General features: G+C 45.7%; 25 protein-coding genes. 8 read left to right on the plus strand and 17 right to left on the minus strand.

Annotated elements, in window-relative coordinates:
- Positions 1-29 precede the first annotated feature (29 nt).
- Positions 30-704, minus strand: coding sequence for a response regulator transcription factor (locus G3255_RS11895; RefSeq protein WP_058383351.1), 675 nt, complete (start codon positions 702-704; stop codon positions 30-32).
- 28 nt (positions 705-732) lie between these two features.
- Complete coding sequence (locus tag G3255_RS11900) at positions 733-1,878, minus strand: sensor histidine kinase (protein ID WP_211654648.1); 1,146 nt, start codon at positions 1,876-1,878, stop codon at positions 733-735.
- A 153-nt stretch (positions 1,879-2,031) separates the two neighbouring features.
- Here G3255_RS11900 and G3255_RS11905 point away from each other — a divergent pair, with 153 nt between their 5' ends.
- Together G3255_RS11905 and G3255_RS11910 are read left to right on the plus strand one after the other, a co-directional pair.
- Positions 2,032-2,667, plus strand: coding sequence for a YigZ family protein (locus tag G3255_RS11905; protein WP_211654649.1), 636 nt, complete (start codon positions 2,032-2,034; stop codon positions 2,665-2,667).
- Positions 2,668-2,831: 164 nt separating this feature from the next.
- On the plus strand, positions 2,832-3,890 hold the full coding sequence (locus tag G3255_RS11910) for an LCP family protein (RefSeq protein ID WP_211654650.1): 1,059 nt from the start codon (positions 2,832-2,834) through the stop codon (positions 3,888-3,890).
- A gap of 84 nt (positions 3,891-3,974) precedes the next feature.
- Here G3255_RS11910 and G3255_RS11915 read toward each other — a convergent pair whose 3' ends face one another.
- Positions 3,975-5,051: a glycosyltransferase family 4 protein gene (locus G3255_RS11915; protein ID WP_211654651.1), complete on the minus strand. Its 1,077-nt coding sequence runs from the start codon at positions 5,049-5,051 to the stop codon at positions 3,975-3,977.
- A gap of 315 nt (positions 5,052-5,366) precedes the next feature.
- Here G3255_RS11915 and G3255_RS11920 point away from each other — a divergent pair, with 315 nt between their 5' ends.
- The 3 genes from G3255_RS11920 (at position 5,367) to brnQ (ending at position 7,402) form a co-directional block, all read left to right on the plus strand.
- Entirely contained in the window at positions 5,367-5,639 is a 273-nt protein-coding gene (locus G3255_RS11920) for a hypothetical protein (RefSeq protein ID WP_211654652.1), read from the plus strand.
- Positions 5,640-5,765: 126 nt separating this feature from the next.
- The gene (locus G3255_RS11925) at positions 5,766-5,957 is read left to right on the plus strand and encodes a CsbD family protein (RefSeq protein WP_211654653.1); all 192 of its coding nucleotides are present in this window, start codon (positions 5,766-5,768) and stop codon (positions 5,955-5,957) included.
- 122 nt (positions 5,958-6,079) lie between these two features.
- Positions 6,080-7,402, plus strand: a complete 1,323-nt coding sequence (brnQ, locus tag G3255_RS11930) for a branched-chain amino acid transport system II carrier protein (protein WP_211654654.1) — start codon at positions 6,080-6,082, stop codon at positions 7,400-7,402.
- 56 nt (positions 7,403-7,458) lie between these two features.
- Here brnQ and G3255_RS11935 read toward each other — a convergent pair whose 3' ends face one another.
- Positions 7,459-8,403 carry a YflT domain-containing protein gene (locus G3255_RS11935; RefSeq protein ID WP_211654655.1) on the minus strand — a complete coding sequence of 315 codons (945 nt, stop codon included), beginning with the start codon at positions 8,401-8,403 and terminating at the stop codon, positions 7,459-7,461.
- 163 nt (positions 8,404-8,566) lie between these two features.
- Complete coding sequence (locus G3255_RS11940; RefSeq protein ID WP_283092919.1) at positions 8,567-9,160, minus strand: general stress protein; 594 nt, start codon at positions 9,158-9,160, stop codon at positions 8,567-8,569.
- Between the two features lie 399 nt (positions 9,161-9,559).
- On the opposite strand from G3255_RS11940, the gene G3255_RS11945 reads away from it, so the two are divergent.
- Together G3255_RS11945 and G3255_RS11950 are read left to right on the plus strand one after the other, a co-directional pair.
- Positions 9,560-10,849 (plus strand): tetratricopeptide repeat protein, encoded by a 1,290-nt coding sequence (locus tag G3255_RS11945; RefSeq protein ID WP_211654657.1) that lies wholly within the window; start codon positions 9,560-9,562, stop codon positions 10,847-10,849.
- Positions 10,850-10,861: 12 nt separating this feature from the next.
- A complete protein-coding gene (locus tag G3255_RS11950; RefSeq protein ID WP_211654658.1) occupies positions 10,862-11,338 on the plus strand; it encodes a hypothetical protein in 477 nt (158 codons plus the stop codon).
- 93 nt (positions 11,339-11,431) lie between these two features.
- Here G3255_RS11950 and G3255_RS11955 read toward each other — a convergent pair whose 3' ends face one another.
- The 9 genes from G3255_RS11955 to G3255_RS11995 form a co-directional block, all read right to left on the minus strand.
- Positions 11,432-12,166, minus strand: coding sequence for a gamma-glutamyl-gamma-aminobutyrate hydrolase family protein (locus G3255_RS11955; RefSeq protein ID WP_211654659.1), 735 nt, complete (start codon positions 12,164-12,166; stop codon positions 11,432-11,434).
- A gap of 86 nt (positions 12,167-12,252) precedes the next feature.
- Positions 12,253-12,564 (minus strand): MGMT family protein, encoded by a 312-nt coding sequence (locus G3255_RS11960; protein ID WP_211654660.1) that lies wholly within the window; start codon positions 12,562-12,564, stop codon positions 12,253-12,255.
- Between the two features lie 10 nt (positions 12,565-12,574).
- Positions 12,575-13,060, minus strand: coding sequence for a hypothetical protein (locus G3255_RS11965; protein ID WP_211654661.1), 486 nt, complete (start codon positions 13,058-13,060; stop codon positions 12,575-12,577).
- Between the two features lie 33 nt (positions 13,061-13,093).
- Entirely contained in the window at positions 13,094-14,077 is a 984-nt protein-coding gene (locus tag G3255_RS11970; RefSeq protein ID WP_211654662.1) for a GNAT family N-acetyltransferase, read from the minus strand.
- A 26-nt stretch (positions 14,078-14,103) separates the two neighbouring features.
- The gene (locus G3255_RS11975) at positions 14,104-14,763 is read right to left on the minus strand and encodes a YveK family protein (protein ID WP_211654663.1); all 660 of its coding nucleotides are present in this window, start codon (positions 14,761-14,763) and stop codon (positions 14,104-14,106) included.
- A 322-nt stretch (positions 14,764-15,085) separates the two neighbouring features.
- The gene (locus tag G3255_RS20305) at positions 15,086-15,385 is read right to left on the minus strand and encodes a MarR family transcriptional regulator (RefSeq protein ID WP_058383334.1); all 300 of its coding nucleotides are present in this window, start codon (positions 15,383-15,385) and stop codon (positions 15,086-15,088) included.
- A 187-nt stretch (positions 15,386-15,572) separates the two neighbouring features.
- Entirely contained in the window at positions 15,573-16,868 is a 1,296-nt protein-coding gene (locus G3255_RS11985) for a M20 family metallo-hydrolase (RefSeq protein ID WP_211654664.1), read from the minus strand.
- Between the two features lie 20 nt (positions 16,869-16,888).
- On the minus strand, positions 16,889-18,067 hold the full coding sequence (locus G3255_RS11990) for an amidohydrolase (protein WP_211654665.1): 1,179 nt from the start codon (positions 18,065-18,067) through the stop codon (positions 16,889-16,891).
- A 23-nt stretch (positions 18,068-18,090) separates the two neighbouring features.
- Positions 18,091-19,287 (minus strand): hypothetical protein, encoded by a 1,197-nt coding sequence (locus tag G3255_RS11995; protein ID WP_211654666.1) that lies wholly within the window; start codon positions 19,285-19,287, stop codon positions 18,091-18,093.
- A gap of 339 nt (positions 19,288-19,626) precedes the next feature.
- Between G3255_RS11995 and G3255_RS12000 the strand changes: the two genes are divergently transcribed.
- A complete protein-coding gene (locus G3255_RS12000) occupies positions 19,627-21,051 on the plus strand; it encodes an NAD-dependent succinate-semialdehyde dehydrogenase (RefSeq protein ID WP_211654667.1) in 1,425 nt (474 codons plus the stop codon).
- A 56-nt stretch (positions 21,052-21,107) separates the two neighbouring features.
- Here G3255_RS12000 and thrB read toward each other — a convergent pair whose 3' ends face one another.
- Genes thrB through G3255_RS12015 form a run of 3 tightly spaced genes read right to left on the minus strand, consistent with a single transcriptional unit; the run spans position 21,108 to position 24,366 of the window.
- Positions 21,108-22,013, minus strand: a complete 906-nt coding sequence (gene thrB / locus G3255_RS12005; protein WP_211654668.1) for a homoserine kinase — start codon at positions 22,011-22,013, stop codon at positions 21,108-21,110.
- On the minus strand, positions 22,010-23,071 hold the full coding sequence (thrC, locus tag G3255_RS12010) for a threonine synthase (RefSeq protein ID WP_211654669.1): 1,062 nt from the start codon (positions 23,069-23,071) through the stop codon (positions 22,010-22,012). Before thrC ends, thrB begins: the two co-directional genes overlap by 4 nt.
- Positions 23,068-24,366, minus strand: a complete 1,299-nt coding sequence (locus G3255_RS12015; protein ID WP_211654670.1) for a homoserine dehydrogenase — start codon at positions 24,364-24,366, stop codon at positions 23,068-23,070. Before G3255_RS12015 ends, thrC begins: the two co-directional genes overlap by 4 nt.
- Positions 24,367-24,480 lie beyond the last annotated feature (114 nt).

Here is a 24,480-nt window from a genome sequence, read left to right on the forward strand (position 1 = left end):
TCGGTTGAACCGCTGCCGCTCGATGCTTTTTAACGCACTTCCACCCAGCCGTTTTTAATGGCTGTGACGACTGCCTGAGTACGGTCATTGACCTGCATTTTTTGCAGTATGCTCGATACGTGGTTTTTCACTGTTTTTTCAGAGATGAACAAAGTTTCACCGATAACGCGGTTGCTCTGTCCGTCCGTCAATAGCTGTAAAACTTCGCTTTCGCGCTTTGTCAATAAATGGTAAGGACGGCGGATTTCTGTTTGATGGAAAGAACCTTTATTTTCACGTTCGCTCAAACGGCGGAATTCCATCACCAAATTACGCGTCACTTTCGGATGCAGGTAAGAACCGCCTTTTGCGACCACTTTAATCGCTTGGATGATGGCGTCTGCGTCCATTTCTTTCAGCATATAGCCGAGTGCGCCTGTTTTAAGGGCATGCGTCACATACGATTCATCATCGTGAATGGACAGCATAATGACTTTAGCATCAGGGAATCTTTCAATCAATTCACCCGTTGCTTCGACGCCGTTTTTTTGCGGCATGTTGATATCCATCAACACAACATCCGGCTGATGCTCTTCGTATAGCTTAATGACTTCCTCGCCGTCGCCGCCTTCTGCGACCACTTCAAACGATTCTTCAAAGTCCAGGATGCGCTTAACGCCTTCCCGGAACAATTGGTGGTCATCAATAATAATAATTTTTGTCATTATGTCGTCCTCCTCAAAATACCATATCTTACATACCCGCCTTCAGCGGGATATGAAACATTAATACCGTTCCTTCGCCGAGCGTGGAATTGATGAAAAATTCCCCGCCGATCAATTCAATCCGCTCTCTCATGCCGGTCAAACCGAATGACTGGTCTTTGACAATTTCCTGGTCAAACCCGGATCCATTGTCTTTGATAATAATGGACACCTGTTCGGCGAGCCACTCCATCTTGACTTCGATATCAGTCGATTTGCCGTGGCGAATCGCATTTGAGACCGCTTCTTGCACAAGCCGGAAAATGGATGTTTCAAAATTATTCGGTAGCCGGACCTCGTTTCCATTGGAAAGGAAAAACAGCCGGACGCCGCGATTGTATTCTTCAATCGTCTCCAGATATTTTTTCAAAGTCGGGACCAGCCCGAGATCGTCCAGCGCCATCGGACGCAAGTCATAAATGATGCGCCTGACTTCCGTGAGCGCTTGCCTCACCATATCCTTTAACGAAGAAATTTCCTTGAAGGCCTTATCCGCACCTTTTTCGCGGTAGGTTTTTTCAATCAAATCCGAGCGCAGCAGGACGTTCGCCATCATCTGGGCTGGGCCGTCGTGGATTTCACGCGACAGCCTTTTACGCTCTTCTTCCTGAGCTTCGATAATCCTTAAGCTGTAATCCTGCTTGCTCTTCGACTTGTTGACCGCGTCCCCGAAATCTTCCAAATCCGACGATAAATAATTGGTGGCCACATTGATTTGATTGACTAGCCGCTCTGCACGTTCGATCGTCTGAAGTAACTTCTGGAGCTTGCGCTGCAGGCGGTCCCGCTTTTGCCGAAACTTTTTTTCCTCGGCGCGGTTCAAGGATAATTGCACTTGCAGTTCGTTGGCCAATTCAAAAGCTTCGCGAACCTGGCTTTCAGTGAAAGATTCGAAAGAACCCGATAGTTCTGCGAGTCGCCGGCGTGCCGAGCGGGTCCGCTCTTCAAGCGCGTCACCTTCCACAATGATGCGGCTGATGTTCGCCCTGACATTCTCCAATTCGTCCTTCATCTCTTCATAGCTGCGGCGACTTTCTTCGCTAATGGCGAAAATATCCTGTTTCGACTGGTCCATCTTTGCGACCAGCTCGTCAAAAATGGAATCTAATGAAGTTCCATCGTTTTTCTTTGCCATTCTAAAACCGCCTTAGCTATACTTACTGTAACCATCCGTCTCTTTGCTTCTTTCGCCTTACGGGCTTTAACAAGTATATCACTATATACGCAACAGCATATTAAGAATACATTACAAATTATCTGATTTCATTTTACAACAGGGGGAGTAAAAATGCGAGAAAATTACATAACAGTAGGTTCTTCTGCCAATGCAGAAATACTCATAAACAAGTCCCGTTTCATCGGCCATGCAGCACGGGCTGAAACAGAGGCTGAAGCGATCGCTTTCATCGATTCCATAAAATCCAAACACCGCCAGGCTACCCATAATTGTTCAGCTTATATCATCGGTGAACACGACTCCATCCAAAAAGCAAATGATGACGGGGAACCGAGCGGGACAGCAGGCGTTCCTATGCTGGAAGTACTCAAGAAACAGGGATTGAAAGATACTGTGCTAGTAGTGACGCGCTATTATGGCGGCATTAAACTGGGAGGCGGCGGCCTGATCCGCGCTTATGGAAAATCAGCATCAGAAGCGGTTGCAGCTTCCGGCGTAGTAGAACGCCGTCTGCATTATTTGATGAAAGTATCCATCGATTATACATGGCTCGGCAAGATTGAAAATGAAATCCGGCAGTCGGATTATCCATTGGCAGGTATTGACTATTCCGATGCCGTGGTGCTATCCATCCATGTGCCAGTCGAAAAAGAACAACAGTTTATTGACTGGATCAATGAACTGACGAATGGACAAGCTGAAATCGAGTCAGCGCACACAGAATTCCTCGAATTTCCCCACGCTTAGTTTCTTTTCATTTACGCATGGAAAAAATCACTGTATAATATCCACAGCACAAAAAAATGAAAATTCGTAAATTCACTATGTCCTTAAGAATAGTGATCAGCCCTATCCATGTGTTTGGCTACTACCAAAGCCGCACATAATCCCCCTTTAGAGGAGCAACTATAATGAGTAGAAAAGTGCAGCGGGAGGCCAAGTCCAGCCGCCGGCGGAAAATCATTAAAATCTCTGCCATCCTGGCCGTCTCCCTGTTGATCAGTTTATCCGCATTTGGAATTTGGCTGGTGAAAAAAGCTGAGTTTGCCGCAAACAATGCCTACGAATCGGCAGATGGACGCGACAAATCAGATCTCCGCGAAGAACAAGTCGAACCTTTGAATGATAATATCTCGATTTTGTTCATCGGAATTGACGATAGCGCCGCACGGGACCAAAGCAGCGATAACATTCGTTCAGATGCATTGGTGTTGGCAACATTGAATAATGAAGATAAATCAGTGAAGCTCGTCAGCATCCCGCGTGATACGTATACCTTCATTCCGGACTCCGGCTATGAAGACAAAATCACACACGCTTATGCACTGAACGGCCCACGCTCGACGATTGAAAGCGTCGAAGGCCTGCTTGATGTGCCAGTGGATTATTACATGACGATGAACTTTGATGCTTTCGTCGATGTCGTGGATGCGCTTGGCGGAATCACAGCAGAAGTCCCTTATGACTTGAAAGAAAAAGACGAAACAGACTCCCATAACGCCATCGAACTCGAAGAAGGAATCCAGCAGCTCAACGGCAGTGAAGCATTAGCCTTGGCCAGAACGCGGTATTACGATAACGACATCGAACGCGGCAAGCGCCAACAGATGATTCTCGAATCCATCATGGATAAAGCCCTATCGGCAGGATCAATCAGTAAATACGGCAATGTCATCGAAGCTGTCGGAGACAATATGAAAACCAATTTGAGTTTCCGCGATATGCAGGCATTCTTCGAATATGCGAAAAATGGCAAACCGGATGTAGATACGATGAGTGTCCAAGGATACGATGATATGTCGACAGGCATTTACTACTACATGCCGGATGAAGAATCGCTTGAGGAATTAAAAGATATTCTCCAAAGCCACCTTGGCTTAAAACCGGATACTTCCAATCTTTCATTAAACGAAGATGATCTTACTGAACAGGCTTTTCCAGCTGCCGGATCAGATCAGGAAGAAGAATAAAAAACTGGCAACCGCTATCGGTTGCCAGTTTTTTTATGTACTTACCGATTTTGCCCCAAATAAAAAAGCGGCCGCAGCCGCTTTTTACTTCCCTATCATTCTCACTATATTGATCAATGGGCGGTAATTCTTTCCTGCCAGCCCGACCACTTCCACAAACAATTCGATTGCCAGAAGCATAACACCGATCAGCAGGATGCCTCCCCATAAAGTCGCTTGGGAGAATAGCAAAGCAGCAAGTCCGAATAATGCGGAGATGCCATAGATGATCAGCACGGTCTGGCTATGTGAAAACCCGATGTTCAACAAGCAATGATGCAAATGCGATTTGTCTGCTTCTGAAATGGATTTCTTTTCACGCACGCGGCGCACGATGGCAAAGAAGGTATCTGAAATTGGGACGCCGAGCATGATGATCGGAATGATCAAGGCAACGACTGTCACGTTTTTGAACCCCATCAATGCGAGTACGGAAATCATGAAGCCAAGGAACAACGCTCCTGTATCCCCCATGAAAATCTTCGCCGGGTGGAAATTGTAGAACAGGAAACCGATGGAACTGGCGGCAAGAATGGCGGCTGTCGACATAACGAAAATGTCACCCATGATGAATGCCATTGCTGTTAACGTCAATAACGCAACCGTGGAAACCCCTGCAGCCAAACCATCAAGCCCGTCAATCAAGTTGATGGCGTTGGTGATCCCCACAATCCAAATGATTGTCAGCGGAATGCTGAAGTAGCCAAAATCCAAGACGCCGCCGAACGGCAAGTTAATGAATGATATTTCGAGCCCGCCGCCAATAACCACGACACCGGCTGCAGCCAATTGGCCAAGCATTTTGGCTTTCGCTGTAATTTCGAGCATATCATCCAAGACGCCCGTCACGATAATTAAAAACGCGCCGATAATAATTGCTGTTTCAATCGGGATCAACGATGACTCGAATGCAGCTGAAACCGGATCCTTCGGTTGAAGGAAAAGGTAAGCAATCAAAAATGACCCAAATATGGCTAATCCGCCCAAACGCGGCATAATCCTTGCATGTACTTTACGGTAATTGGGACGATCCACTGCCCCGATGCGAAATGCCAATCTTTTCACAAGGGGTGTCAGGAGAATCGAAGCGATAAATGCCACAACCAGCGTCAGGTATAGCATGTCCTTCCTCCTTAAAAAACTCTCATTTTGCATACATATCCATCGTTATTATAGCATGGACGATAAAAAAAGAAAGTGATACCTACTGCTATTCTTTATCTTTCCTTTAATTATAGACGATCTTCACGAAAGAAAAGTTTCCAGCTTCCCCTATTTCATTCAAACAAATCACTAAGCCGTTACTTTTAGACCGGTAAATAACTTTTTTTGATAATTTTCAGAATTAACAGGCACTTTTATAGTATTATATCCATTATATGCTATAATAAACCCATGGATCACGAATATCATACTAATTTGAGCGGGAGTGCAGATATGGACAGCAATCTTCTATTTTATGCATCGAAGAAAGAATGGTCTCCTTACGATGAAGCAGCTGTATTGAAAATGGATTACCCAAAACGGGCAGAGCTCGCACACTCCATTAATTGCGAAGGGCTTCTTGTTGACTTGTCGCTCGATCAGCATCCCGAAGTCCGCAAAGGTGTCGCCGCAAATGCAGCCACGCCATTGACGACCTTAAAACGGTTGGCAGAGCAGGATTTGTGCATTTCCGTACAGGAAAAAGCAAAAAAAAACACTCAATGAACAATCCTTAAAATCATAAACTGATGCTTCCCAATCATAGGGAAGCTTTTTAATTATTGCCAGAGGTTTACAAATTTAAAAACAGGCTACACATGCAGTAAGGAAATTTCAAAGGGAGGCATTCAAATGGCTGATAAAAAAGGATTCTCTGATAAACTGAAAGGCGCCGTCAGCAAAGGCAAAGGCGAATTGAAAGACCAAGTGGGCAACGCGACAGATAACCCTGACATGCAGGCTGAAGGCAAATCAGACAAAACAAAGGGCAATGTGCAAGATACGGTCGGCAAGTTCAAAGAAGGCTTTAATAAAGATAAATAAGTACACGAAACCTGGCGCAACTGCCGGGTTTTTTTATTTCCAAATTTTAATTTTCATAACTGCGTGAATTCAGTTATAATAAATCCTTGTGCGACTATCTTTAATGTAGAAGGAGAACTCCCATGAATAAGAAAACGCTTACAAATTCTGAAACCTTAACTATTGGCCTTATGCTTTTCGCGCTATTTCTTGGCGCTGGAAATTTAATCTTCCCTCCCTATCTCGGACAATTGGCAGGAGAACAATTGCTCCCCGCCATCACGGGCTTTTTATTAACAGGCGTCGGCTTGCCGCTGTTAGGCATACTCGCCATCGCAAAAGCGGGCGGAGACTTGCAGTCGATTGCCGGACGGGTCCACCCAGTCTTTGGCATCGTCTTCACGATGATTGTCTATTTGGCTATCGGGCCATTCTTTGGGATTCCCCGAACCGCCACTGTCGCCTTTGAAATTGGCACTGCGCCTTTTTTGTCCGCTGAAATGTCATCATCTTTCTGGTCATTACTCCTTTTCACCCTCATCTTCTTTGTCATTACTGTGCTGTTTGCGCTGAACCCGACGAAACTTGTTGATCGAATCGGTAAAATCCTGACGCCGATCCTCATCGTCGTCATTGGCTTCCTGGCTGTCAAGAGTTTCCTGACGCCTATGGGGCCAATCGGTGCGCCTGTCGGAAATTATGATACAGAAGCGTTCTTCGAAAGCTTTCTTCAAGGCTATTTGACGATGGACGCAATTGCTGCGCTCGTATTCGGGATTGTCATCATCCAATCCATCCGCGCAAAAGGCGTTGAAGACAAGAACACCATTTTGAAAACAACAGCGTATGCTGGATTCATTGCGGCAGCCGGTTTGTCGCTAGTCTACCTATCCTTAAGCTATATCGGGGCAACCAGTGTAGAAGCTATTGGCATGCAAGACAACGGCGGAGAAGTCATTGCGCTCGCTTCACGCGTCCTGTATGGCGAAATTGGCGGCATCATTTTGGCTGCTGCCATCACATTCGCTTGCCTGACAACTTCCATCGGGCTTGTGTCAGCTACAGCACAGTTTTTCAATAAAATCTTCCCTCAACTCCCTTATGTGGCCTATGTATTCGTATTCGCCGGATTTTCAACTATCATTGCCAATGTCGGATTAACTCAATTGATTGCCATTTCATTGCCGGTATTATTGGCCATCTATCCGCTCGCAATTGTTCTTGTTATCCTGTCATTTTTCGATCATTCCTTTTATCGAAAATCGTACGTTTATATCATTCCCCTTGTTCTTACGGGTGTTATCAGCGTTTTTGATGCATTGAAAAGTACAGGTTTTGAGTTCAATGCAATCACGCAGATTTTCTCTTACCTGCCGTTTTACGAGCAAGGGATTGGTTGGCTTGTTCCCGCAATCATCGGAACCCTTGTAGGCATCGTCATTGCACGAACCAACCATAAACGATAATTCCATGCACACAAAAGGCCAGAGAAATTTTACATTTCTCTGGCCTTTTTCTAATTTTAAAATAGCCGCGGCGTCGGTGGCGTTCCCGTCTTTTTCTCTACGTTTTTATGGAAGTCGTCAACGTCTTTAGGGTTTTTTGTTGATTCGAAATCGTCACGGCGCTCCGTCTCGGCTAGGTGCTCTTCTTCTGAATCACGGCCGAACGGCGCTGGCCCGAGATTCGGATCGGCTCCTGGAGAAGGCTCATCTTGCCGGCGGTTCACGCCGTCTTCACGGTTCAGTTGTTTTTCACCGTCTTGATCACCAAGTTTTGGTTCATGTTCCATACGCTTTTCGGATGGCTTTTCCGCTTCCGATGGTTTGACACGATCGGTTGTCGGATGGATTTCATCGCCTTTTAAACGGGAATCCTGAGATTTGCTGTGTAATTGGGATTTATTCGTCTGCTCACGCGTCGCATCGCTTGTATAGATGTCTTCAACGCCAGTATCGTGGCGGCCTTCATGCTTTTGGATATCTTTGTCGATGAGCTTTTCATCGTCATGCCTTCTGCCGTCCCGTTCAACATCACGACCAAATGGCGCAAACGCTGTATTGCGCTCCCCAGCGTCCATGTCCATCGGGCGGTTATCGTCCGAATGGGAAGAGAAATGTTCGCTTTCACCATCCCCATTAGGCGCCCCATCGGTATACAATAGGACAGCGCCGCGTTCAATTTCGCGCTCGTAATGGTCGGCCTTGTCGCGATCGACACCGAATTCATCGAGCTTAGCACGAGCTTTATCTTCCCCAGTCAAAAGGGTTTTGATACGGTTGCCAAAAGAGTTCGCTTTGTTGGAATCCACGCCATAACGGTCGTGTGCTTCGTTCACTAAATTTTTGTCATTTGCGAGCACATGGATATCTTCATTCCGGTAGCCTTTTGAAATAAGGTCTTCCAGAGCACGTTCCATTTCTTCCTGTGTATAAACAATTTCAAATTGACGGTTTGTCTGTGCCATTCATAAAACCTCCTGATTTTAACTTGTCTTGCTATTTGTTTACCCGCACTTTATCGTTGCTAAAACATTTCGTTTCTTCTATATAACTACTTTAAGCCTGATAAAGCCCGGTTTATCGGATAAAATAAAAAATCCCGGTCCTTTATAGACCGGGACCGAGACATCATCTGTATTTTTTATCCGTCTTGGTTTGTGCTTCGGTTTTGCTCGTTCCGCCTCTTGCTTTTTCGACTTCTGCTTTTTCTTGTGTCGTAAACGATACATGGCGTTCGTCTTTCACTAAGGTCGGATCTTGAAGGAAAGTCTCTCCGCGGGCGAAACGGTCTTCCTGTTCATCATAGTTATTATCGACAGACTGGATATACTGGCGGCGCTCTGCGTCAGTTGGTTCATGTTCCGGTGCTCCTTCCGATTCTTCCAGCGCATCGATGATCCCTTTTCTTTCGTCTTCTACGTAGAGCAAGATTCCGCCTTTAGCGACATCTTCTGTATACCGCTGCGACTCTTCTTGTGATAGGCCAAGTGAATCAATAGATTCCTTGACTGCGCTTTTTCCTGTCACGAAACTCTTCATTTTATCTCCAAAGGTCCCCGCTTTTTCAACTTCCACTTGGCGATCGTTCAATCCATCGGTATGTTCAGCGACCGCATGGATTTCGTTTGAAGAATAGCCTTGCTCATTAAGCTGGGTCATTTTACGCTCTAAGTCCTCCTGAGAATACACAATCCCAAGCACTTTTTTATTTGATGAGTTCATTATAATACCCCCGTTTAATTGGTTTTAACGCTCATTATTCTTCCTTACCCTTCTTTGCACCTTATCTAAACTTTCACGAAATTATTTCGATAGAACAAAAGGACTAGTAGTAAGTCCAAATACTGTAATGATTTGGCTATTATTTTAGCTGTTAGGCACTTTTTACCTTTTTTCTCAAAACAAGAGTAATAGAAATAAAAAAGCAGTTTATTTTGAAAATTGATGCTATCATAGATTTAATATATGTAAATAAAGTAAAATGTGGATGTGGAGGCGGTAATTATCGTACTAAACAATCTCTCGGATATACGCTTGTCAGGGCCGCCTGGCCAAGCGGAGGAAAACTCTCCTACATGGATGATTGAAGTACTGCCCATGCAAATGGAAAGGAGAGCGGACATGGACACAGGAATGCGACTGAAATATCATCGGCTGAAAAAACGTTTCAGCATGGAAGAAACTGCATCGGGCATTTTCTCTTCAAAAGATTTAAAAAAAATTGAAGCTGGGTTAAAAGAACCCGCACTTAAAGATTTAGAAGCGTTATGCAAAAAACTCGAAATCCCACTAGCTGCCAAAGACAATCCGATCGGCAAGGTGCTAGTGAAAAACTTTAAAAATTCATTGCTCCATCCCCAAAACAAAGGCAAGATCATGGAGCATTATGCAGATATCTGCAACCATCCTCTCCTGCGCGCAGACGAAGATGTCGAACTCGAATTCGATATTCAACAAATCCGCTATTTCATCATTACAGGCGATTTGGAAAGTGCAGAAAAGAAAATCAAAGAGATGGACCGTTTCAAGGAGTTCATGGATCAAGAGCAGTATTATCTGTATCACAAATACAATGGTAACTATAATTACATCTTGAATGATTATGAGAATGCGTTGAAAACATACTTAATTGCTGAAAAAATTGCTCCAAAGTCTATATCTGCCGCTGAAATAGGAGATTTATACTATTCTATTGGCATCTCAAGCAATCACTGCGAAGAACATGAATTAGCTTTCAAATATTCAGAGTTGGCTTTAAAAATTTACCAGCAAGAGTTCGTTCCCAAACGAATTGTAGAGTGCCATTTGAATATTGCGATTACCCATGAATACTTTGGTAATCACAAGTTGTCTATGGAGCACTATAAAAATGCTTTAACTATAGGCAGTAAATTGGATATTGATATCCTTAAATTTACCACCGAATATAATGTCGGGTATTCCAACTTTATATACCAACAATATGAAGAGGCTATTCCACATTTGAATAACTCCTTGAAATATATACCTGAAGAATATATAGCAGATAATATTTCAGCACATTGTGTGTTAATTAAGAGCTATCTAGAACTAGGCAACAAATCTAAAGCTAAAGAAATAATGAAAGTTGGCCAAAGGTTAGTTGAAGCTAAAAATGTTAGAATCGATTCTCCTTCAAACGATCTTTTTAAGGATGCGTATATGGAATTTGTATCTTTAACTTATTTACTAAATGATGAAGATGAGAAGTTTGAGGAAATTATATTAAATAAGTTAATTACTAGTTTTACAAATTCAAACAGTTATCATGATTTGGGATATTATTTAGGCTATTTGGGTAAAGTCTACTTTAAGCAGGAACGTTATAAAGAATCTGCTGAAGCATTAGAAAAATCGAGAGATGCTTATAAAGAGGTACTCAATATTAGATAGGAGTGGGAAATAATGAAAAAAGGTATGGCTGTTTTATTTGTATTCGCTATTGCTATTAGTACTTTACCAAACTCTGATAGTACATCTGCATCTGAAGAATTTGCTGCTAAAGCCCGTATTCCTGAGCCTTGGTCTGTACAAGATCAATTTGCTGCTAAGGCCCGTATTCCTGAACCTTGGTCTGTACAAGATCAATTTGCCGCTAAGGCCCGTATTCCTGAACCTTGGTCTGTACAAGATCAATTTGCTGCTAAGGCCCGTATTCCTGAGCCTTGGTCTGTACAAGATCAATTTGCCGCTAAGGCCCGTATTCCTGAACCTTGGTCTGTACAAGATCAATTTGCCGCTAAGGCCCGTATTCCTGAACCTTGGTCTGTACAAGATCAATTTGCCGCTAAGGCCCGTATTCCTGAACCTTGGTCTGTACAAGATCAATTTGCCGCTAAGGCCCGTATTCCTGAACCTTGGTCTGTTAATCCAAAAGCATAATTTTCTACATCCAAAATTTAACCCGCCCTCAAAAATGGAGAGCGGGTTTTTTTGATAATAAGAAGCGCCACCGGTTATGCCCGTGCATCTTTCTTATTGATTTTGTTTTTTGTCAATCAGGCATTCCTTTACGAAATACGAGAAGATATTACGTGACGCTTCATCGCCTTGCAGCGCAAATTCTTCAGGATGCCATTGGATCCCCATCGCAAATTGATGATTTGGGCTCTGCAACGCTTCCACAAGGCCATCTGCGGCACGGGCTGCTACTTCTAAGTCTTTTGCGACGTCTTTTACACCTTGGTGATGGAAAGAATTCACATGAAATTCCTTTTCTTTCATGATTTCATATAGCAAGCTGTCTTCTTCCAATTTTACGGAATGCGTGCGGTGTGTCCGCATAGCCATTTGTTTATGCTGGTAAAGCGTGCCCTCATATTGAGCTTCTAAATCCTGATACACGGTTCCACCGAAGGCCACGTTAAACATTTGCATGCCGCGGCACATTCCAATAAACGGTTTATCCAATTTAAGGAAATTCAAAATAAGTTCTGCTTCGTATTTATCGCTGCCGGGATAAACGGCGCCCAAACGGACATGAGGCTCTTCCCCATAAATATTCGGGTTGATGTCCCCACCCCCTGTTACGATCAATCCATCCAATCGCTCGCAAAGAAGCGGAATATCCTCTTCGTCCACGATCGGGACAATCAAAGGCAATCCGCCTGCTTGTAAGATGGCATTTGCGTAGACAGGATCCAAAGAATACATTTGATCTTCTTCTACACGGGCCGTAATTCCAATAACCGGTTTGTTTTCTGTAGCCACTATAATTCCCCATTTCTGCACAAAAAAATTTGTCGATGCAGGTTTATACCCTTTTTCAGGCTCATGATAAACTTGCATTTTCATGTTCACAGATTTGGAAAGTGTTGATAGCGGCTTAAAGATACTTTTCCATCCTCTTCAAAACAAAGTCCCTCTTCTTCCAAAAGCAGCTTTTGGGTATAGCGCCCTTCCCCATCCTTGATAGCGATTTCGCCTTTTGCATTGACGATTCTATGCCAAGGGATATTCTGTTTTTCACTCATGCTATGAAGAATCCTGGCCACTTGGCGGGCAGAACGAGGGCTCCCAGCAGCACGGGCTACTTGCCCATATGACATTATTTTTCCTTGCGGTATACTTTTCATGACGTCGATCGCTTTCTTCGTAAATGGCTGCATCCTTTAATAACTACCCCTTTTTAGCATTTGGTGAATTCTTCATTATTTCTTCAAGCAACTCGCCAGCCTCGTAGCGTTGCAGCAATTCTTCGACAAACTCAAACAACGGCAGATTTGAAGCTTCCACAGCCAACCCTTCACTTTCGGCATTTACTTGGCGGTAATAAGCAGCTATTTTTTCGACTTGCTCCTTGAAACCGTCCAAACTCGATTCACCGGTATGCTGCAGCGGTTCAGTAACAGTCGGCTTCTTCCCTTCATTTACATAAAGAAAATGCATTTTGTCAAGCTCCTGTACTTTTTGGTCGAATAGCCGTTGATGATCATCATATCTGTAAAAATTGCGCCAGTATTCAAAGATGGTTTTGGCAACCCCGAGGCGCAGTGCCCCATTAATTGAATCTACCCCTTCTACAATACATAATTCATACATGATTTTGCGCAACGACTTTTTATATTCCCTTTCCACTACTCCCTTGTATTGTGTATATCTCATTTATTCTACCTCCCTGTATTTGCTGAATTTAGTTCAAATATTACGGTAGCGCCGGATAATGTCTTCGTCATCCAAAGAAATGAATCGATCGTAGAGCTGTTGCTCATGGATGCATTTGCCGATAAAAAAGGTGAATTCTGGCATATTGGCAAGCGCCCGTTTCGCATCTCCCAGCTCGCTGTCCAGGCTACCTCCCAAATGAAACTCTTCATAATAATTATCCAAGCCCCATTCAGCCACTTTAGCCAATAATTCATGGCCAGCTTGATGCTCTTTCCCTCCTGGCAAATTGCCTTCCAGATGGAAATGCATCGTCTTCCCCATCGCCAGCACATAGCAGGCGGAAACCAATTTATCTTCTCTATATGCACCGAATAAATGAAGATTCGGACCAAGTGTGCTGACTAAAGCTTCGAAATAATCGTTGGTAAAAAAGTAATAACTATCAGCTTCTTCCCTTCTACGGGCGTTTGAATAATAAAGGACAAGGAATTCGAACATATGGCGGACAGTCCCTAACTTTCGGACATCCACTTCAGTTGAAGGTTCCTTTTCCTTCACGAAGGGGCTTTTCCATTTTTTCAGATCAATTGAGTAGGTCTTGTATAAAGGCAATAACTGCATATGGCCTTTGAAGAATTCAGCATTTTTCTGGGAAGGATGAAAGCGGATGAATTCAGCGATAATTTGTTCCTTTTTACAGAAATCGCTGAATTCTTTCCTAAAGTTTTCTATGAGCGATGCGCTGTCGGAACGGATATTCAAGACCGGGCCGCCATAGCCGAATGGCGTGGCAATATCAAAACATTGCGGCTTTGCTTCATCCACTTTTCTTTTAATGAAAGGATATGCCACTTCCCCGTCATCACATTGAAAATAAAAGAGGTAAGCTTCCCCTGGATCCAATTTAAGGGCACTCAGGAAGTATTGGGTTGTGTAGTAAATATCCTGTATGTTCAAGGCATCAAGAATTTCCTGCCATTGGATATGCTCTTGGATCGAAACCAGCTTGTACATAATCTCACCTCTGCTTTAACTGCTGCTTATTTGAAGACAGTTTGTAAATGTGCGCTTTTCTTTCTGCCAAACTGGCCGTATCGCCGTAAAACACCCAGCAACTCGAACGTCAGGCTTAGAAGGACTCCAGCGACTAGCCCGGCAACGGCTGCAAGAGACAACAGGACGCTCAAACTGCTATTTTCTTCAAGTGCGCCCTGGGATGTGTCTGCTTTTAAGATGATGCTCACGTTATCAACTTTCAATAAGTGTTCTACTTCTTCTTGTAAACTGAAGGCAATGGCGTTCGCTATGGCAGCAGCTTCATTTTTATTTTCTGCAGAGACAACGATATTAAGAACTTGGGAATTTTCCGGCCGATTGATGGTTATGCGATTATGAAGTTCGGCCATCGAATAGCGGCTAGCTGTATTTTCTAAAACTTGAGATAGGACAGCCGGGCTTTTTGCTAAAACTTGATAAGCTTCCAAAGTTTGATAGTCGGATGTGACTAAAGCCTCTCCATGAATGGTATCGGATTTTAGCGGTTCGACAAATACTTGGCTTGTTGCCATGTATTCTGGTTCATAGATAAAGACTGACACAAGCCATACGGCAAAAACTGTAGCTACCGTTGTACCGGCTACCAGCACGAAATTTCGGCTGATGCATGCTAAAAGTCGACGGCCGATTAGTTGTTCCCCCATTTCCCATCCTCCTCGCTAAGCATTATCGATCTTCCTATCTAAAAATTCAGATTATTATAGTACCTTTATATCACACTTCTTTGGTTCATTCTACACTTTAAAGCGTATTTACATAAAAAATTTTAATAAATATAAGTAAATAGGCTTTATATGGAAATATATTTCATCTAATATAAACCGGCATAATTATATATACCCAATACGAAAGACAATTCTCCTTATAACCAAAATTTTATTTTAAAATGTTGTAAAAATCGGCATAAAAAAAGACTGGCGGAATATCCGCCAGTCTTCGCTAAACTGATTTTTCAGATCGCTTCAATTATTCCTGCCACAAACCAATGATTCCGTTTCTTCTATAAATAATCTCTTCTTCCTCGAGCCGTTTCAGCACTTTGGTCAAGGTTTGGTGAGAAATATTCAAATCGTGTGTGATTTCTTTGATCGTTTTGAAAAGAACACCTTCAGAAGAAGCATTTCGAATAAAATATTCCATAAATCTCTCAGCGATTTCTGCTGTTCGAGCAGTTTCCGATGAAAAATAATGGCGGCATTCCTTTAGAATTTTTTCTTCAGAAAACGGGCGCGCATTATTAGAAGCATTGTTCTCAACTGCTTTCACGTTCATCACCTCCGTACCGTCTTTAGGATCATTACTTACGTTTTATATACCCGATTTACTGGTAAATATACACTCTATATCAATTTAACCTGAAAATTCCATAATAAGGATCTCTTCATCCATATATTTCAAATATACTTGCATAAAAAAAGACAGAGGCATCTGCTCTGTCTTTTGAAAAAATCACTTATGCTTTTTTCATTCTCGACTCAATGAACGCTTTCAGAGCATGAACTCCGTGAACGCAATCAGATAAGGAGGACCATTCTTTTGGATTGTGGCTGATGCCTTCCTTGCTGCGAACAAATAACATTGCAACCGGAATGTGGCGCCCGACGATCATGGCGTCATGTCCTGCCCCGCTTGGGATCCGCGCCGGTTCAATTCCTTGCTGTTCTAACACCGCCGAAATTTCCCGCTGCAGGTCTTCCGCGATCGGCACGGGGGTGATGCTTGTATTCTGCTGGAGTGAAACAGCGACCTGGTGCTTGCCAGCTACTTCTTCTGCCAGGCTTCGAATGCGCTCTACGAGTTGGTCACGCGGTTCTTTATGGATGTCACGCGCATCGACGTGCAGCACAACCTGCTCCGGAATGACATTAATGCCATTTGGCGATACGTCCAGCTTGCCGACCGTCGCAACAGCCGTCTCACTGATTGCTGGGGGAAGTTCAGGCAAGCGGCTGACGAATTCACCGGCTGCCACCAAACTATCCGTTCTGCCGATCATTGGCGTATTGCCGGCATGGCCTGCCTGCCCTGAAAACTTCACTTCCATCCAAGCCGGGCCGGCGATTCCGTTGACGATGCCAACCGGCTGATTTTTTTGTTCCAGCTTTTTGCCTTGCTCGATATGCACTTCTGCGAACAACTCCAGCTCCGATAAATCCCTAACCGACTTGCGGAATCCATCCAGAGAGCTGCCGTAAGAATTAAGAACTTGTTCCAAGCCTTCACCGTTGTAATCCCGCAACTGCTTCATCTCTTGTTCGGTAATGTCCCCCGTCATCGCACGGCTCCCAGTCAGGCCGCTGTTGAATCTTGAGCCTTCCTCGTCGGTGAAAATCACTACTTCATAGGGTTTTTCAGGAACAAAGCCGACTGACTTCCAGGCTTCAACCACTTCAAGCGCAGATAGCACACCGAGCGGGCCATCAAAATTGCCGCCATTCGGTACGCTGTCGACATGAGACCCCGACGCGATAGCAGGGCCATCCGACTGCCCAGGTAAAGAACCGAAAACATTTCCGGCACCATCTTCCCTCACGCTAAGGCCAGCCTCTTCCATCCAGGAGCTGACCAATCGCTTGGCTTGTTTTTCTTCACCGGATAACCCCGGCCGTTTGATTCCGCCAGGTTCGGTGTAGCCGATTTCCGACAAGGCATGCAAGCGTTTTGCAAGGCGTTCCCCGCTGATTCCCGAATGATCCAATTGCTTATCGTATCCCTTGATCAAGTCTTCGTATAATGTGCTATTTCCCATAAGCCCCTCCATCGATTTGATTATTTTTTATTCAAGTAAGAATAAGCATATTGTGCATACAATTCCGCACCGGTTGAAAGCGCCTCTTCATCGATATTGAACCGCCCGTGATGATGTGCCCATTGCGTATCTTTTTCTGGATTCCCCGCTCCGACCAATGCGAAACAGCCTGGTGCTTCGTCCAAAAAGAACGAGAAATCTTCTCCACCCATCGTCGGCTCTTCATGATACAAAACATCTTCCCCGAAAGCTTCTACTGCCACTACACGTGCCAACTGTGCGCTTTCAGCTTCATTGATGACCGCCTGCGTGCCGTGGATGTATTCCAGTTCAGCAGTCCCACCATAAAGCTCGGCAGTATTTCTGGCATATACTTCGAGCTGCTTTTCGATATGGTCGCGCACTTCCGGATCGAAACAGCGGACCGTGCCTTCAATAAGCGCATTCTCTGCGATGACATTAAAGCGTGTGCCGACCGTCATTTTGCCAACCGTGACGACTGCGGGCTGCTGCGGGTCTATTGTTCTTGAGACGATTGACTGGACATTCATGACAAACGAAGACGCCATGACCGACGCATCGATGCATGCTTGTGGCATGGCACCATGCCCGCCGCGCCCAGTGAATCGGATATTGAAAATATCAGCAGACGCGAATGATGGCCCTGCTGTGCAAGATACCATCCCGGTTGGGCTTTGTGACCAAATGTGCATGCCAAATACATTATCGACGCCTTCCATCGCGCCTTGTTGGACCATTGCCCGTGCGCCTGTCGCGACTTCTTCTGCCGGCTGGAACAAGAACCTGACCGTTCCCTCGAGCTGGTCTTTGACCGAAACGAGCGTTTTTGCGGCAATTAACAACATCGCTGTATGGGCATCATGCCCACAAGCATGCATTTTCCCTTGTTCTTTGGAGCGGTACGGCAAATCCGAAGTGAGCTCTTCGACAGACAAAGCGTCCATGTCTGCCCGCAGGGCCACCGTCTTCCCGGGATTGGCGCCAACCAATTCACCAATAACACCGGTCGGTTCGGTTTTGCGGCATTCGATCCCGAGTTCGGTCAAATAGCTAAAGACGTATTCCGTTGTCTCATACTCTTCCCAAGACAACTCTGGTTCGCTATGCAATTTTCTACGGATATCAACCAATTCCCCTGCATGATTTGCTATTTCTTTTTTGATCGCTTCAAGAATCACAGCAAAACCCTCCTAATGATTGTTTACAGGAAACCGACAAAGATTCCTGCCAAGATGACCGAGACGATGGTGACCGTAATGAATCCGGCGACGAGCATCGGCGGCAGCATGCGGCTAGTCAGCATCTCGCGTTCTTTTTCGTCCTGCGTCAATGCGTTGATCACTTCAACCGTGATGATGTAATCCGCCGGGAATCCGTAAAGCGCCGTCAACGAACAAGCGAACGCCATTTCTTTGCTGACTTTGAGGATTTTTCCGATGATAAACGAAAAGATATACATCCCGGCAAGCCCGATAATGATGCAGCCAATTAACGGATACAGAATTTCCAGCATCATTTGAGGTGTCGCCGTTTTTAAGCCGTCGAAGATGAATAGCAGCAAAGCCATGATCGCAAAGCCGAAGCCATTCGCCTTCTGCAGCGGGTGGCGCTCCAAAAATCCGATCGAACGCGCTAATACCCCAAACAATAAACACAATACATACGGGCTGATTTCCACAATCGGCGCTGCCAATGTTGAAGCCAGATAAGCGGCGTAGCCCACTAAAGCAAGCCGGAAGAATTTGAAGAAATCGGTATTGTATTTCTCAGGCAAGGCCGCAAACAACTTCGGTTTTTCGTCTTGGACTTTTTCTTCAGCGGTTCCTGCTGCCAAAGGTGCGTAATCCGTCAATTGGTTATTGCGGTATTTTTGCAGCAAATTACGGCCTTCTCTTTTTAGCATGACAGAAGTCAGCGGATAGCCTGCAAACCCTTGGATAACATAAATGACAATGGCGAACACAGCGAGCGTCGGAAGCCCTGCGGCCGTCGCCCCTTCCGACATGATCAATGCCGACACCAATCCCCCGACAAGTGGCGGGATGGCTACGATAACTGTCTGGAAATCAAACAACAGTGTCCCGATCGCAAGCAAAAATACGACAATCCCCAAAATTCCGGATAAGGCGATCAAAATCGTGCGCCACTGCTTTTTCAGTTCATCCAGCGACAATAAGGTCCCCATATTCGTGATCAGCAAATAAATCAGCAAAGTGGCGACGACTGGCGGAATCCCGCCGATGGTCACGATATCTTCCGGGAAAAATGTCCAATACCCAATCAGGAACAATACCCCACTGACGAAAATCGACGGAATCCAAGCTTTCGTGCGAATGGAGATCAGTTCTCCAATAAACAGGATGAAAGCCATAATGGCCAAGGCTAACATTTGGGGCATATTGTTCATTCCTCTCTCTGCTTCAAAATATTATACGAAAACATGTTTTTTCTGAAGCTTATTAGTTTTAAGCAATAGTAGCACAGAATTTCGAGTTCGGAAATATAATTTATAGACTATTTTGAAATAACTTTAAATTGAACAAACGTTCATTTTAATGGAAGCGCAACCAATAGTGATATATTGCGTATCTTTAATTTTATGAGCTTGGTAAATCTTTTTGCTAATTTTTTTTCGATATTCAAATGCGCTCCGCCTGTTAAGCAAGACTAGCGAAAGTTTAGACATTTTCCAGGGGAGGTATTGACTACAAGAAGCATAATTTAAGGAGGAGTTTGGATGAACGGCAAACATTATATAAATGGTGAATGGACGGATAAAGGCAATGATTCAATTAAAGTCATGAACCCGGCGACCGGTGAACAAGTCGGGACAGTGCCAAATGGCGGCGAAGCGGAAGCGACTGATGCGGTTGAAGCTGCCGCTGCAGCATTTCCTTCCTGGTCGAAGACAACGGCTTATGAACGGGCAGAGCTATTGATGAAATGGCATGATCTCCTGTTGGAACATAAAGAAGAAGTCGGTGAAATCCTGACGAAGGAAATGGGCAAACCGCTGAAAGAAGCAATCGGTGAAGTGGAATACTCCGCATCCTTCATTTCCTGGTTCGCGGAAGAAGGCAAACGCGTTTACGGCCGGACTATCCCTGCGAGCAAAGACGGCAAACGGATTCAAATCAATAAACAACCAGTAGGTGTAGTTGCGTCCATCACTCCTTGGAATTTCCCAGCTGCGATGATGGCACGTAAAATTGCGCCTGCCCTCGCAGCTGGCTGCACGTTCGTTTCGAAACCGGCGAAGATGACGCCGCTCACAGCGGTCCGCATGTTCGAGCTGGCGGAAGAAGCCGGATTCCCGAAAGGCGTCGTCAACTTGGTAACCGGCAGCGCCTCACAAATCGGCGAAGTGTTTACGAGCCACCCATCAGTCCGCAAGCTCACTTTTACCGGTTCGACTGAAATTGGCAAAGAATTGATGAAACAAGGGGCCGATACGATGCTGAACCTGTCATTGGAACTTGGCGGGCATGCGCCGATCATTGTTCTCGATGATGCAGATATCGACAAAGCGGTCGAAGGCGTCATGGCTTCAAAATTCCGCAACGCCGGGCAGACTTGCGTATGCGGCAATCGCATTTACGTACAGGAAGGGATTGTCGATGAATTTTCTGAGAAGCTTAAGCAAGCAACCAGTCAACTGAAAGTCGGCAACGGCCTTGAAGATGGGGTAGATATTGGCCCGCTCGTCGACAAAGACGGTTATGAAAAAGTCGAGCGCCACGTAAAAGATGCCATCGATAAAGGCGCAAAAGTATTGATCGGCGGCGACGGCCAATCCGAAAACGATGCTTATTTCTACAACCCTACGGTTCTCATTGATGCGAGTGAGGATATGCTCGTCATGAACGAAGAAACCTTCGGGCCTGTTGCGCCGATCATGAGTTTTAAAACCGACGAGGAAGCGGTTAAGCTCGCAAACGACACACGTTTCGGACTGGCTTCTTATTTCTTCACTGAAAGCATGTCACGTGGCACGTTCATGGCCGAGAACCTGGAATACGGCATCGTCGGTTGGAATGACGGCCTGCCATCGGCTGCACAAGCCCCGTTCGGTGGAATGAAAGAAAGCGGCGTTGGCCGTGAAGGCGGACAGGAAGGCCTCGATGCATTCCTTGAAACCAAATATATCTCTATCAAATTGTGAACAACTTGCACACTATGCAGAAAAAGCTCCGGATCAAGGGATCCGGAGCTTTTTTCTTATGCTACTGTTTCATGTGATTTGGTGCCGCTGCGGGCCGGCTTCATTGCCATGCTTTCATAATGCGGGAATAGCTGGCCGAGCGCTTGTCCGATGCGTTTTTCATCCCCGGCACGGACCGGTATGAAGAGGGACGGGCCCGCTCCGCTGATTGCGTATCCATAAGCGCCGAGCTTCTGGCACGCTTCACCGATTTCCTTGAAATCCGGGAAGCGATTTTGGCGATACGGCTGATGGAACGTATCTTTGTTCATGAGCTTGCCGGCTTTTTCCCAATCGCCGCGCACCATCGCTGCAGAAAGCACATTGGCCGCGGCACTTCCACGCACGCTTTCAGCATGTTGAAGCTGTTCGGGCAACAGGCTTCTGGACTCTTCTGTCAGAAAAATCTCCTGTGGGATCAATAGCACGACCCCGATATCGACTTGTCCGACATGCACAGTTTCGATCTGCTCTTCATCATAATAGGAAATTGTCAGCCCCCCGAGCAGTGAAGCGGAGATATTGTCCGGATGGCCTTCCATTTCAGTGCCGATTTGAACTTTTTCCTGGTCGGACATACGCAGATCGAGCAAACGGTTCGCCAATTCAATGCCTGCTGCAATGGCCGAAGCGCTGCTGCCAAGCCCCCGCCCGAGCGGGATATCTGTATCGATTTCGAGTTTAGCTGCCGGCAACTCTTTGCCGTATGCGGCAGCTGTGCGTTCAGCCGCCTGCAGGATTAAATTACCTTCAGTACCGGACAAATGGGCATATTCTGCTGTTTTATAATCAAGTTGCCATGAATCGGCAGGCGACACGTGAATATTTAAATGGAGGTCCAGCGCAAGTCCGATGGAATCAAATCCGGGGCCCAGGTTGGCAGTAGATGCAGGTACTGCTATCGAAAATTCTTTACCGCTCATACTTTGACCTCCTTTTTTAACTCCTCCCAAAACTGTTCCATGTTTGCGGCTTCGAGCATGCCGTCTTGTTTACTGACTTCGATTGCTGTCGCCGGGTCTTTCAGGCCATTTCCTGTCAGTACACAGACGACGGTCGATCCTTTTTTAATCTGGCCGTCTTTGACTTGTTTTTTGAGGCCCGCGATCGATGCGCAAGATGCCGGTTCCGCAAAGACGCCTTCTGTCTTGGCGAGCAGCTGGTAAGCTTCGAGGATTTTATCATCACTTCTCGAAAGGATCGTGCCCTGCGATTCATCGAGTGCGTTAAGTGCCAATTGCCAGCTTGCCGGGTTGCCAATGCGGATCGCCGTCGCGACCGTTTCAGGGTGCTCCACGACTTTGTTCTGGACGATCGGCGAAGCGCCTTCCGCCTGGACGCCGAGCAGTTCAGGGCGTTTTTCGCCAGTGCGTTCGGCGTATTCAGTAAAGCCTTTCCAAGCAGCTGAAATATTGCCGGCATTACCAACAGGAAGCGCGAACAGGTCCGGTACTTTCCCAAGTTGCTCGATTACTTCAAAAGCGATGGTCTTCTGGCCTTCAAGACGGTACGGGTTAACGGAGTTGACGAGTGCGATACCTGGGGATTTGCCGATTTCACGGACCATTTCCAGCGCTTCATCAAAATTGCCTTTGATTTCCAAAATTTCTGCACCGTACATTTTTGCCTGAGCCAACTTGCCAAGCGCAATGCGGCCTTCCGGAATGACGACAATCGTCCGCATGCCCGCTCTTGCGCCATATGCAGCTGCCGAAGCCGATGTGTTTCCTGTGGATGCACAAACCAGGACGCTTTTACCTTCTTCCTTCGCTTTAGCGACTGCCATGACCATTCCCCGATCCTTAAAGGAACCGGTCGGATTGGCGCCTTCGATTTTGGCATAGACCTCGATGCCCCAATCAGCAGATAGCTTTTCAAGATGGATCAGCGGTGTATTGCCTTCTTGCAATGTCAGTGAAGGAGTAGCTTCCGTCACCGGCAGCCACTCTTTATATTGTTCGATCAGTCCAGGCCATCTCATGCTGCACCCTCTCCTTCAATGCGGTAATGACTAATTAGGCTTGCCATTCCTTCCAGTTTTTTCAAGACATCCAAATGCTGTTGGCGTGAAATTTCGTGTGTTTTTAAAATAAGTTCCGCTTTCCCTTCGTTTGCATCGGTTCCCGGATTCTGCACGATCGATTGAATACTCGCGCCGTGCTGGCTGTATATGGCGCTCACTTTGGACAATACACCGACCACATCATCCACCAGCAAACGATGGAAATATTTCGAACGGCTTTTATCCGCAGGCTTGATCACACGTTCATGCTGCGCTGCGTGTTCGCGTTTCCCGTTCACTCCGAGAAGCAAGTTCCTGCATGCCGCAATGATATCGGAGACGACTGATGTCGCAGTCGGCAGTGATCCTGCTCCTGGTCCGTAAAGCATCGTTTCACCGACCGCATCCCCATAAATATAAACAGCGTTGAATTCGTTATTGACCGAAGCCAAAGGATGGCTGTTCGCCAGGAAAATCGGTTCAACAGACACATCGATGCCATCTTCGTCTTTTGTCGAAGAGCCGACCATTTTCATCGTATAGCCTAAGCTCTCGCCCATCTCCACATCACCGTCTTGAATCGTTTCCATGCCGCGGATATTGACATCATCCAGCTTCACTTCTGTCGAATAGGCAAGCGATGACAAGATGACCATCTTGCGTGCTGCGTCGAGGCCACCGACATCCGCTGTCGGGTCGGCTTCCGCAAACCCGAGTTCGGTCGCTTCTGCGAGTGCATCTTCATAGCTTTTCTTTTCCTGCTTCATCTTTGTCAGGATAAAGTTCGTAGTCCCATTGACGATACCCATCATGCTCGAGATACGGTCAGAAGCCAGTCCGTCTTCTAGCGTACGGATAATCGGAATGCCGCCGGCTACACTCGCTTCATAGAAGAGATCGCATTTCTCGGCATCCGCCAGTTTCAATAAATCGTGGCCATATTGTGCCATGACGTCCTTATTAGCAGTCACGACTTGCTTGCCAGATTTCAATGCCTGCTCCATCGCTGCCCTTGCGCCTTCGATGCCGCCCATCACTTCTACAATTATGTCGAGGGAAGAATCATTCAAGATTTCTTCAATATCTGTCGTGAAGACATTCGGATCGAGGTCCGACAGCCGATCTTTCCCGGCATCCCGGACAAGTACTTTCCGGATCGCGACTTGGGCGCCGAGTTTGTGCTGAAGATCTTCCTGATGTTGCTGGATAATCTTTGCCACGCCGCTCCCTACTGTCCCGAAACCTAATAATCCGATTGAAATTTCATTTCTCATTGACGATTCCTCCCATGGTGTGTACACTGTGAAAAAACAGTTGTTTTTGTCATAGAGACATTATAGTATTATATATTAACGAAAACAACCCTTTTTACAGACTATTAAAAAAGA

Source organism: Planococcus sp. MSAK28401 (assembly GCF_018283455.1).
Taxonomy (GTDB): Bacteria; Bacillota; Bacilli; order Bacillales_A; family Planococcaceae; genus Planococcus; species Planococcus alpniumensis.

Bases quoted from the DNA above. Each gene is read 5' to 3' on its own strand.
- G3255_RS11895 (WP_058383351.1), bottom strand. From the start codon at position 704: ATGACAAAAATTATTATTATTGATGACCACCAATTGTTCCGGGAAGGC.
- G3255_RS11900 (WP_211654648.1), bottom strand. From the start codon at position 1,878: ATGGCAAAGAAAAACGATGGAACTTCATTAGATTCCATTTTTGACGAG.
- G3255_RS11905 (WP_211654649.1), top strand. From the start codon at position 2,032: ATGCGAGAAAATTACATAACAGTAGGTTCTTCTGCCAATGCAGAAATA.
- G3255_RS11910 (WP_211654650.1), top strand. From the start codon at position 2,832: ATGAGTAGAAAAGTGCAGCGGGAGGCCAAGTCCAGCCGCCGGCGGAAA.
- G3255_RS11915 (WP_211654651.1), bottom strand. From the start codon at position 5,051: ATGCTATACCTGACGCTGGTTGTGGCATTTATCGCTTCGATTCTCCTG.
- G3255_RS11920 (WP_211654652.1), top strand. From the start codon at position 5,367: ATGGACAGCAATCTTCTATTTTATGCATCGAAGAAAGAATGGTCTCCT.
- G3255_RS11925 (WP_211654653.1), top strand. From the start codon at position 5,766: ATGGCTGATAAAAAAGGATTCTCTGATAAACTGAAAGGCGCCGTCAGC.
- brnQ (WP_211654654.1), top strand. From the start codon at position 6,080: ATGAATAAGAAAACGCTTACAAATTCTGAAACCTTAACTATTGGCCTT.
- G3255_RS11935 (WP_211654655.1), bottom strand. From the start codon at position 8,403: ATGGCACAGACAAACCGTCAATTTGAAATTGTTTATACACAGGAAGAA.
- G3255_RS11940 (WP_283092919.1), bottom strand. From the start codon at position 9,160: ATGAACTCATCAAATAAAAAAGTGCTTGGGATTGTGTATTCTCAGGAG.
- G3255_RS11945 (WP_211654657.1), top strand. From the start codon at position 9,560: ATGGACACAGGAATGCGACTGAAATATCATCGGCTGAAAAAACGTTTC.
- G3255_RS11950 (WP_211654658.1), top strand. From the start codon at position 10,862: ATGAAAAAAGGTATGGCTGTTTTATTTGTATTCGCTATTGCTATTAGT.
- G3255_RS11960 (WP_211654660.1), bottom strand. From the start codon at position 12,564: ATGCAGCCATTTACGAAGAAAGCGATCGACGTCATGAAAAGTATACCG.
- G3255_RS11965 (WP_211654661.1), bottom strand. From the start codon at position 13,060: ATGAGATATACACAATACAAGGGAGTAGTGGAAAGGGAATATAAAAAG.
- G3255_RS11970 (WP_211654662.1), bottom strand. From the start codon at position 14,077: ATGTACAAGCTGGTTTCGATCCAAGAGCATATCCAATGGCAGGAAATT.
- G3255_RS11975 (WP_211654663.1), bottom strand. From the start codon at position 14,763: ATGGGGGAACAACTAATCGGCCGTCGACTTTTAGCATGCATCAGCCGA.
- G3255_RS11985 (WP_211654664.1), bottom strand. From the start codon at position 16,868: ATGGGAAATAGCACATTATACGAAGACTTGATCAAGGGATACGATAAG.
- G3255_RS11995 (WP_211654666.1), bottom strand. From the start codon at position 19,287: ATGCCCCAAATGTTAGCCTTGGCCATTATGGCTTTCATCCTGTTTATT.
- G3255_RS12000 (WP_211654667.1), top strand. From the start codon at position 19,627: ATGAACGGCAAACATTATATAAATGGTGAATGGACGGATAAAGGCAAT.
- thrB (WP_211654668.1), bottom strand. From the start codon at position 22,013: ATGAGCGGTAAAGAATTTTCGATAGCAGTACCTGCATCTACTGCCAAC.
- thrC (WP_211654669.1), bottom strand. From the start codon at position 23,071: ATGAGATGGCCTGGACTGATCGAACAATATAAAGAGTGGCTGCCGGTG.
- G3255_RS12015 (WP_211654670.1), bottom strand. From the start codon at position 24,366: ATGAGAAATGAAATTTCAATCGGATTATTAGGTTTCGGGACAGTAGGG.